This window comes from Achromobacter sp. 2789STDY5608615 (assembly GCF_001298995.1).
Taxonomy (GTDB): Bacteria; Pseudomonadota; Gammaproteobacteria; order Burkholderiales; family Burkholderiaceae_B; genus Achromobacter; species Achromobacter insuavis.
The window spans coordinates 70589-79605 of record NZ_CYTY01000030.1; the positions used below are offsets into that span (position 1 = coordinate 70589).

Genomic DNA, 9017 nt, shown 5'->3' on the forward strand with positions numbered 1-9017 from the left:
CGATGCCGCCGCTACGGATTGGGCGGCGCGTCCGCGCCGTGCGCCAATCCCAGGCTGGTGCGCAGCATGTCGTAGACCTGCCGCGTCAGCGGATTGATCAGATCCCGCCTTATCCACAGGAAGTACGTCACGTCCGGCAAGGGCGGCAGGCCTTCCTTTTCCCCCAGCACCCGCATTTCCGGCGCCAGCAGTTCGACGCTGCGCGCCGTCACGCCCAGGCCCGCGCGCAGCGCGGCCTTGATGCCGACCAGGTTGGGCGCCACGTAGTTGGTGTGCCAGCGCACCTGCGCCTGTTCCAGCGCGGTCAGCGCCAGGCGGCGGAAGATGCTGGGCTCGTCGGCCAGCACCAGCGGCACCGGCGCGTTGATGTCGTGCACGTAGTCGGCCGAGGCCAGCCACACCGTGGGCGAGGTGCGCAGCGCCACGCCTTCGAATTCCTGGTCGAAGCGGGTCGAGATGGTCAGGTCCAGTTCGCCGGCCCGCAGCGCATCCATCAGGAACGGGCTGCGGTCGGTGCGGATCTCCAGTTTCACGCGCGGCGCCGAGCGCGCGATGTGGGTCAGCAGGGTCGGCAGGATGGTGTCGGCCACGTCCAGCGGCGCGCCCAGCCGCAGGTCGCCTTCCAGCGGCGCGTCCTGCAGCGCGCGCAGCGCTTCATCGTTGATGGCCAGCATGTGGCGCGCATATTCGACCAGGCGCCGTCCATGCGTGGATAAGGCCTTGTTGCGCCCCTGTTTCTCGAACAGCGGCAGGCCGATGGCCGCTTCCAGCCGCTGCATCTGCTGCGTCACCGCCGACTGGGTCTTGTGCAGCCGATTGGCCGCTTCCGAAAACGTTTCATGGCGCGCGATCGCGGTCAGCGTGCGCAGCAGGTCCAGATCGAGATTGCGCATGGGAGCGGTGGGTCCAAAGTATTAGCAATGCTTATGGAATATTAAGGCAAATTAAATTGTTGGCGCCTCTTTGCGGCGATACAGTGACTGCAATAACTCATGAAATAAGAGGGAAAGTCACTGTGAGCACCACGCACCCCCAGCAGCAGGGCATCGATAGCGCCATCGGAAATATTAAAAATACTTTAGGAAATAAGGGCCTGAACCGCGACAGCCTGAAGGCCGTGCTGGACGAGCTGATCGGCCTGGCCGGCCATACAGACTGGTGGGCCCAGGACCGCTACCCGGCGCCGGAAGAGGGCGAGCGCCAGGCGCGCTACCTGATCGGCGAAGACGCCGACAAGAGCTACGCGCTCTACCTGAACGTGATGCGCCCCGGCAAGCAGATCGTGCCGCACAACCACACCACCTGGGCCTGTATCGCCGCCGTGGAAGGCGTGGAATACAACTACGTCTACGACCGCACCGACGACGGCTCGGTGCCGGGCGTGGGCCACCTGGAAAAGACCGGCACCGTGGTGGTGGGGCCGGGCGCCGGCATCGCGCTGATGCCCGACGACATCCACGCCGTCGAGATCCAGGGCGACAGTGTCATCCGCCATTTGCACATGTACGGCCGCGCCCTCGAGACGCTGACCGAACGGCTCGCCTTCGACCTGGCGGCCGGCACCTGCAAAGTCATGCCGATCGGCGTGCAGACCCGCCGCTGACCATCATGAACAAGCCCCTGCGGCCCGCGACGCGCCTGCTGCGCGCCGGGCGTCCCCATGCCGGCTGGGTCAACACCCCGGTCACGCGCGCCAGCACGTTTGTGTTCGACAGCGTCGCGGCCTGGCGTGACACCCGCGCCCGCCGCGAACAGGAACGCCTGCCGTCGTACGGCGCGCGCGGCACCGACAGCACGCACGCGCTGGAAGACGCGCTGGTCGAGCTGGAGCAGGGCCATCGCGCGCAGCTGTATCCCACGGGGCAGGCCGCCATCGCCGTCGTGCTGCTGGCCTATCTGCGCGCCGGCGACCACGTGCTGGTGACCGACGCGGTCTATGAACCGGTGCGCCGTTTCTGCGCCGAGCACCTGGCGCGGCTGGGCATCGAATTCACCTTCTATCCGCCGGACGGCGCCGGCCTGGCGCAGCTGCTGCGCCCCAACACGCGCATGATCTATGCCGAGTCGCCCGGCTCGCTGACCTACGAGATGCCGGACCTGCGGCAGCTGGCCGACCTGGCGCGGCGCCACGATTGCTGGCTGGCTGTGGATAACACCTGGGCGTCGGGATTGCTGTGCCAGCCGCTGGCGCTGGGCGCGGATATCTCGATCCTCGCCGCCACCAAGTACCTGGGCGGCCACGCCGACGTGATGATGGGCGCAGTCGTGACCAATGCCCGCGCCTGGCGCGCGCTGGAACGCGCCAGCATCGACTTCGGCCAGACCGTCGGCGCGGACGACGCCTACCTGGTGCTGCGCGGCATGCGTTCGCTGCCGCTGCGCATGGCGCAGCACGCTCGCAGCGCCCTGCGCGTGGCGCAGTGGCTGCAGGGCAGGGCGGAAGTGGCGCGCGTGTTGTGCCCGGCCTTGCCCGACGATCCCGCGCATGCGGTCTGGCGGCGTGAATGCTCGGGCGCCAATGGCCTGTTGACGCTGGAATTCGCCGCCGGCATCGCCGACGCCGACATGGAGCGCGCCATCGACGCGCTGCGCCTGTTCGGCATCGGCGCCTCCTGGGGCGGCTTCGAAAGCCTGGTGATTCCCGTCAATCTGGCCAAGGCGCGCGCCCTGCCCGTCGCCGCGCACGGCGCCATGTTGCGCCTGCATATCGGCCTGGAGGATCCGGACGACCTGATCGCCGACCTCGAACAGGCATTCGACCAATTGCGGCCGAGCCTGAAGGCCCTGAACTCCCATTCCCCCGATTCCCTGCGGATTTAACGATGCATTCCCATTCCGACCTGAAACTGGCCGATATTGACTCGCACACCCTCAAGGGCTGGCTGCATGACGGCGGCGAGATTGCGCTGCTGGACGTGCGCGAGCATGGCCAGTACGGTGAGTCCCATCTGTTCTACGCGGCCCCCGTGCCGTTCAGCCGGCTCGAGGCCGACATCGCGCGCCTGGCGCCGCGCCGCGACGTGCGTCTGGTGGTCTACGACGAAGGCGGCGATGACGACGTCGCCGCGCGCGCGGCGACGGCCCTGCGCGCCCTGGGCTACACGCGGGTCTATCGCCTGGCCGGCGGCATCGCGCAATGGCAGCGCGATGGCTATGCCGCCTTCGCCGGCGTCAACGTGCCGAGCAAGACCTTCGGCGAACTGGCCGAAGAAGTTTTCCACACCCCGCGCATCAGCGCCGCCGAGCTGGCCGAGCGCCAGCGCCGCGGCGACGACCTGATCGTGCTGGATGGCCGGCCCTACGCCGAATACCAGAAGATGAGCATTCCCGGCGGCATCTGCTGCCCGAATGGCGAGCTGGCGTTGCGCGCCCACACGCTGGCGCGCGACCCCAACACCACCATCGTGATCAATTGCGCCGGCCGCACGCGCAGCATCATCGGCGCGCAGACGCTCATCAACCTGGGCGTGCCCAACCCCGTCTATGCGCTGGAGAACGGCACGCAGGGCTGGTATCTGGCGGACTTCAAGCTGGACCACGGCGCCAGCCGCCGCTACGACGACGCCGTTGCCGCCGCGGACCTGCCCGACCTGGCGCAGCGCTCGGCCGGCCTGGCCCGCCGTCATGGCGTACCCGAGGTGAACGCCGCGCAGGTGCGTGAATGGCTGAACGACGCCAGCCGCAGCACCTTCCTGTGCGACGTGCGCAGCGCCGAGGAATTCGCGCGCGGCTCGCTGCCTGGCGCCCAGCATACGCCCGGCGGCCAGCTGGTCCAGGCCACCGACCAATACCTGGCGGTGCGCGGCGCGCGCATCGTGGTGTTCGATGGCGAAGGCGTGCGCGCGCCGGTGGTGGCCAGCTGGCTGCGCCAGATGGGCTGGGACGCGAGCGTGCTGCGGGAAGGCGTGGCCGCCGACCTGCAGGCGCCGGTCGCCCCGGCGGCGGAGCCGGCGTTGACGGTGCTCGACGACGCGGCGCTGGCCGCCGCGCTGGCACAAGGCGCGCAGCTGGTCGACATCCGTTCCAGCATGCGCTATCGCGCCCAGCACATCGACGGCGCGCGCTGGTCGGTGCGGCCGCGTTTCGCCGACCTGGCGCTGGATCCCGCGCGTCCGCTGGTGCTGCTGGCCGACGAACGCGCGCTGGTCGCGTGGGCCGCGGCGGATCTGCGCGCGCTCGGCGTGCGTGACGTCAAGGCCAACCTGGGCACGCCCGCGGGCTGGGCGGCGGCGGGCCTGGCGCTGGCGGCCACGCCGGCCGAACCGGCCGATGCCGATTGCATCGACTACCTGTTCTTCGTGCATGACCGCCACGACGGCAACAAGGCCGCGGCGCGTCAGTACCTTGCCTGGGAAACCAACCTGGTCAAGCAGATCGACGCGCGCGAGCGCGCCGCGTACCGCTTCCCGGCCGGGTGACCGCCGGGGCTGAATGACCCTCGCGGCCGCCACGGCGGCCGCGCCCAACGCTTCATCCGATCAGCACGCCCCGGCGCTTTCGCCGGCGGGGCGCGGACGGTTCATGGCGAACCGAAATGCAATGGACGGCCGAGCATCCGGCCGCCAACCACAAGGGGAAATACCGATGAACAAGCTCAACCTGCAGCACGCCTGCAAGACCGCCGCGGCCCTGGCCTGCCTGGCGTGGGGGATGAATGCCCACGCCCAGGCGCCGGCGCCATTGGCCGACTATCCCAAGCAGGCGATCACCGTGGTGTCGCCGTTCCCGCCCGGGGGCGGCAATGATGGCGTGGCGCGTCTCATCGCGCAGGAACTGGGCGCCCTCATCGGCCAGAGCGTGGTGGTGGAAAACCGCTCCGGCGCGGGCGGCAACGTCGGCACTTCGCAGGTCTCGCGCGCCAAGCCCGATGGCTACACGCTGGTGATGTCGCAGACCAGCGTCATGGCGGTCAATCCGCGCCTGTACAAGAACGTCGGCTTCGATCCGCTCAAGGATTTCGTGCCGATCTCGCAGATCACCTCGGCGCCGCTGGTGCTGGTGGCGCGCAGCGAAAGCGCCTACAAATCGCTGGGCGACTATCTGGATGCCGCGCGCAAGCAGCCGGGCGTCATCACCTACGCCACGCCCGGCAACGGCACCATGAGCCACCTGATGGGGGCGCTGCTGTCGCAGAAGGCCAACGTGAAGCTGGTGCACGTGCCGTACCGCGGCGCCGCGCCCGCCATTACCGACCTGATGGGCGGCACGGTCGACATGCTGATCACCTCGCCGGCCTCGGCCGAGCCGATGGTGGCGGCCGGCAAGCTGCGCATCCTGGCGCTCAGCCATGAAAACGGCATCGGCATCTTCAAGGGCGCGCCCACGCTCGGGCAGTCCGGCATGGACGGCATCACGGCCGACGACTGGTATGGCCTGTTCGCGCCGGCAGGCACGCCGCCCGAACGCGTCGCCTATCTGGCGCAGGCCGTGGCGCAGGCGATGAAATCGCCCAACGTCATCGCCAAGATCCAGGCCGGCGGCAGCCAGCCCGTGGGCAGCGCGCCCGACGCCTTCGGCAAGCGCCTGCAGCAGGACACCGCCTACTGGGCCGACATGGTGAAGGTGGCCGGCGTCTCGGTGGATTGAGGCCCGGCTACACCGCCAGCAGCTTGCCCACGGCGGCCTTCAGGGCCGCGTAGGCGGGCTGCTTCTGCGCATTGGTGTTGGTGATCAGGTGATCGATGCGGTTCACTTCGCAGTACGACACCCGGCTGCACAGGCCGATCTTGCTGAAGTCGGCCAGCAGGATGCGCTGCTTGGCGTTGGCCGCCATGGCGCGCGCCACCTCGGCTTCGCGCAGGTCGTAGCTGGTGGCGCCGCATTCGGCGTCCACGCCCACCGGCGACAGCAGCGCCACGTCGGCGCGGTAGCGGTGGATCTCGGCGATGGTGATGTCGCCGGCGGTGGCGCACACCGGCCCGCCGACCGAGCCGCCCAGCATGAGCAGTTCGTTGGCGCCGCTGCCCGCGGCGCCAACCTTGAGCGCCACGTCGAACGAATTGGTGATGATGGTCAGGCCGCTCAGCTTGGCCAGCTCGTCGGCCAGCATGCTGGTGGTGCTGCCGGCGTCCAGGAATAGCGTCTGGCCGCTCGTCACCAGGCCGGCGGCGGCGCGGGCGATGGCGCGCTTGTACTTGACGCGCGTGTGCACGCGCTCGGCGATCGGCGGCTCGCTGTGCACCGGCACCGCGCCGCCATGCACGCGGCGCAGTTCGCCCATCGCTTCCAGTTCCAGCAGGTCGCGCCGGACGGTCTCCCGCGATACCCCCAGTTCGCCGACGATACGGTCGGTCGATACCTGCTGCAGGGAAGACAGCAGGGCGCGGATTCTCTGATACCGCTCTTCTTGCCACATATCGGATGCTTCCTAATCTCTATTTGCGGCGCCGCGCCGGCAGCGCGATCAACGCGCGCATCGCCAGCAGCGAACCACCCACGACCAGCATGATAAGCGTCGAATAGGCCGCCGCCTGCGAGACGAACCCCGCTTCGTCCAGCCGCAGTACGGAAACCGGCGCGACGCTGACCGACGGCGTGACCAGGAAGATCACCGCCGACAGCGTCACCATGGACCGCATGAACAGGAAAAAGAACACGCCCAGCACCGTGGCGGCGATCTGCGGCAGCACCGCGTCGCGCAGCACCTGCAGGGTGCCGCCGCCCAGGCAGCTCACCGCTTCTTCCAGCGCCTGCGGCACCGCGCGCATGCCGGTCATCATCGTCAGAAAGCCCTGCGTGTGATAGTGGTAGAAGTTGCACAGCGCGATCAGCGCGGCGCTGCCATACAGCGCGTAGAGCGGATTGGCGGGCGAGTTGAAGGCGAAGATATACGACAGCCCCAGCACCAGCCCCGGCACGCCCACCGGCAGCACCGACACCAGGTACACCAGCTTGGCCCAGGCGCGCGGAATGCGGCAGACGCCGAAGGTCAGGAAGAACAGCAGCAGCACGCCGCCGGCCGCGGCCGCCAGCGACAGGTACAGCGACGTCCACAGCGGCGCATAGCCGCCGCTGACGGTGATGTCGTAATGCTTCAGGGTCCACTCCATCCGGTACGGCCACAGCCGCATGAAGCTGGCGAACACGACGGTGCCCACCGTCACCACGATGGTGCTGGCGCACAGCAGCACGCCCGCCGTGAACGCCAGGTCGCGGCCGCGCGCCGGCTGCGGCGTGACGCGCAGTCCGCTGGGGGAGGCGGCGCCGAACTGGCGTTGCGACGCCACCCGTTCGATCTGCACCGAGATCAACGAGGGCAGCAGCAGCAGGATGCCGACCACCGAGCCCATGCCGAAATTCATCTGGCCCGACACTTGGCTGTAGATCTCGGTGGCCAGCACGCGGTAGTTGCCGCCGATCACCGCGGCGTTGCCGAAGTCGGTGATGGTGATGACGAACACCACGAACGCCGCGCTCAGCAGGCCGAACTTGCAGTTGGGCAGGGTGATGTCGAAGAACTGCCGCAGGCTCGACGCGCCCATCACCTCGGCCGCGTCGTAATAGCGCGCATCGGTGTTGCGCAGCGCCGCCTGCAGGATCAGCACCGCCTGGGGCAGGGCATAGAACACGTTCGAGATCAGCAGGCCCCAGAAGCCGTAGATATCGAATTCCCACCCCGTCCAGCGATGCACCAGGCCGTTGCGGCCGAGCAGGAAGATCAGTCCCAACCCCTGCACCAGCGACGGCGCCAGCAGCGGCAGCACCAGCGCCAGCTTCACCAGCGCCTTGCCGCGCATGCGGCTGCGGTCCAGCCCGAAGGCGATGGCAAAGCCCAGCAACAGGCTGACGGCGGTGGTGGCCGCGCTCATCGTCAGGCTGTTGGCGGTGGCGGTCAGGATGCCGCGAGTGGCGAATACCTCGGCGTAGTTGCCCAGGCCGATGCCGCCGTCCTTTTCCACCAGGCTGCGCCAGCCGACCGTGGCCAGCGGATACAGGAAGAACAGCGCCAGTCCCGCCATCGGAATGCCGACGCAGGTCCATAGCAGCAGGCGATCCAGGGAGGCCGGCGAGCGGTTGGCGCGAGACGACGTGGCGGCGCCGATACGAACCGTGTTCATGCCTTGGCCTCCGCGCGTGCCGACGTGGCGGACGCAGTCATACGCGGACCCAGGCGCACTGTTCCGGCGCCATGTCCAGGCGCACCGGCGCGCCCTGCGACAAGCCCGCCGCGCCCTGCTGCTCGACCAGCAGCTCGCGGCCCTGCCACGCCACCCGCACGCGCGTCAGGTTGCCCATGAAGGTCATCTCGCGCACCCGCCCCGGCCCGCGCGCATCGGCGGCGATGCGCAGGCTTTCCGGCCGCAGGCAGGCCTCGAAACGCTCGCTGGCGCCATCGGGCCGGGTCGCCAGCAGTGCCGGCATGGCCTCGCGCACCCAGTCGGTCGGCAGCAGGTTGCTCAGGCCGACGAAGTTGGCGACGAAGCGCGTGCGCGGCCGCAGATACAAGTCGGACGGCGAACCCACCTGCTCGACGCGGCCGTCGTTCATGCACACGATCTTGTCGGCCAGCGTCAGCGCCTCCTCCTGGTCGTGCGTCACCATGATGGTCGGGATCTGCAGGCGGCGCTGCACCTCGTGGATCTCGGCGCGCATGTCGGTGCGCACGCGCGCGTCCAGCGCCGACAGCGGTTCGTCCAGCAGGATCAGCGCCGGGTCCACCGCCAGCGCCCGCGCCAATGCCACGCGTTGCTGCTGGCCGCCGGACAGCTGGTGGGGATAACGCTGTGCATAATCCGGCAGCTTGATCAGCGCCAGCAATTCACGCACCCGCGCCTCGATGCGCTCGCGGCTCTCGCCGCGGATGCGCAGGCCGTAGCCGACGTTCTCGGCCACGGTCATGTTGGGAAACAGCGAATACGACTGGAACACGATGCCGAAGCCGCGCTTGCGCGCTGGCAGCGCCGACAGGTCGCGTCCGCCCAGCGTGATGGCGCCGCTGTCGAATGGCAGCAGGCCGGCGACGATGCGCAGCAGGGTGGTCTTGCCGCAGCCGCTGGGGCCCAGCAGGCAGACGAATT

The 9017-nt window shown here is 69.0% G+C and carries 8 protein-coding genes; 4 read left to right on the forward strand and 4 right to left on the reverse strand.

Annotated elements, in window-relative coordinates:
* Positions 1-11 precede the first annotated feature (11 nt).
* Positions 12-893, reverse strand: coding sequence for a LysR substrate-binding domain-containing protein (locus tag AOZ49_RS22850; protein WP_054430978.1), 882 nt, complete (start codon positions 891-893; stop codon positions 12-14).
* 122 nt (positions 894-1015) lie between these two features.
* Between AOZ49_RS22850 and AOZ49_RS22855 the strand changes: the two genes are divergently transcribed.
* From AOZ49_RS22855 to AOZ49_RS22870, 4 genes are all read left to right on the forward strand, one after another.
* Entirely contained in the window at positions 1016-1603 is a 588-nt protein-coding gene (locus AOZ49_RS22855) for a cysteine dioxygenase family protein (RefSeq protein ID WP_054430976.1), read from the forward strand.
* 5 nt (positions 1604-1608) lie between these two features.
* Complete coding sequence (gene metC, locus AOZ49_RS22860) at positions 1609-2820, forward strand: cystathionine beta-lyase (protein WP_054477913.1); 1212 nt, start codon at positions 1609-1611, stop codon at positions 2818-2820.
* A gap of 2 nt (positions 2821-2822) precedes the next feature.
* On the forward strand, positions 2823-4418 hold the full coding sequence (locus AOZ49_RS22865) for a rhodanese-like domain-containing protein (RefSeq protein ID WP_054477915.1): 1596 nt from the start codon (positions 2823-2825) through the stop codon (positions 4416-4418).
* Positions 4419-4584: 166 nt separating this feature from the next.
* Positions 4585-5586 carry a Bug family tripartite tricarboxylate transporter substrate binding protein gene (locus tag AOZ49_RS22870; RefSeq protein WP_054430969.1) on the forward strand — a complete coding sequence of 334 codons (1002 nt, stop codon included), beginning with the start codon at positions 4585-4587 and terminating at the stop codon, positions 5584-5586.
* 7 nt (positions 5587-5593) lie between these two features.
* Here the strand turns inward: AOZ49_RS22870 and AOZ49_RS22875 are convergent, their stop codons facing one another.
* From AOZ49_RS22875 to AOZ49_RS22885, 3 genes are all read right to left on the reverse strand, one after another.
* Positions 5594-6355: a DeoR/GlpR family DNA-binding transcription regulator gene (locus AOZ49_RS22875; protein ID WP_054430967.1), complete on the reverse strand. Its 762-nt coding sequence runs from the start codon at positions 6353-6355 to the stop codon at positions 5594-5596.
* Positions 6356-6374: 19 nt separating this feature from the next.
* Positions 6375-8057, reverse strand: coding sequence for an ABC transporter permease subunit (locus tag AOZ49_RS22880; RefSeq protein WP_054430965.1), 1683 nt, complete (start codon positions 8055-8057; stop codon positions 6375-6377).
* A 37-nt stretch (positions 8058-8094) separates the two neighbouring features.
* Positions 8095-9017: ABC transporter ATP-binding protein (locus tag AOZ49_RS22885; RefSeq protein WP_054477917.1), on the reverse strand; the 923-nt coding region annotated here is incomplete at its 5' end.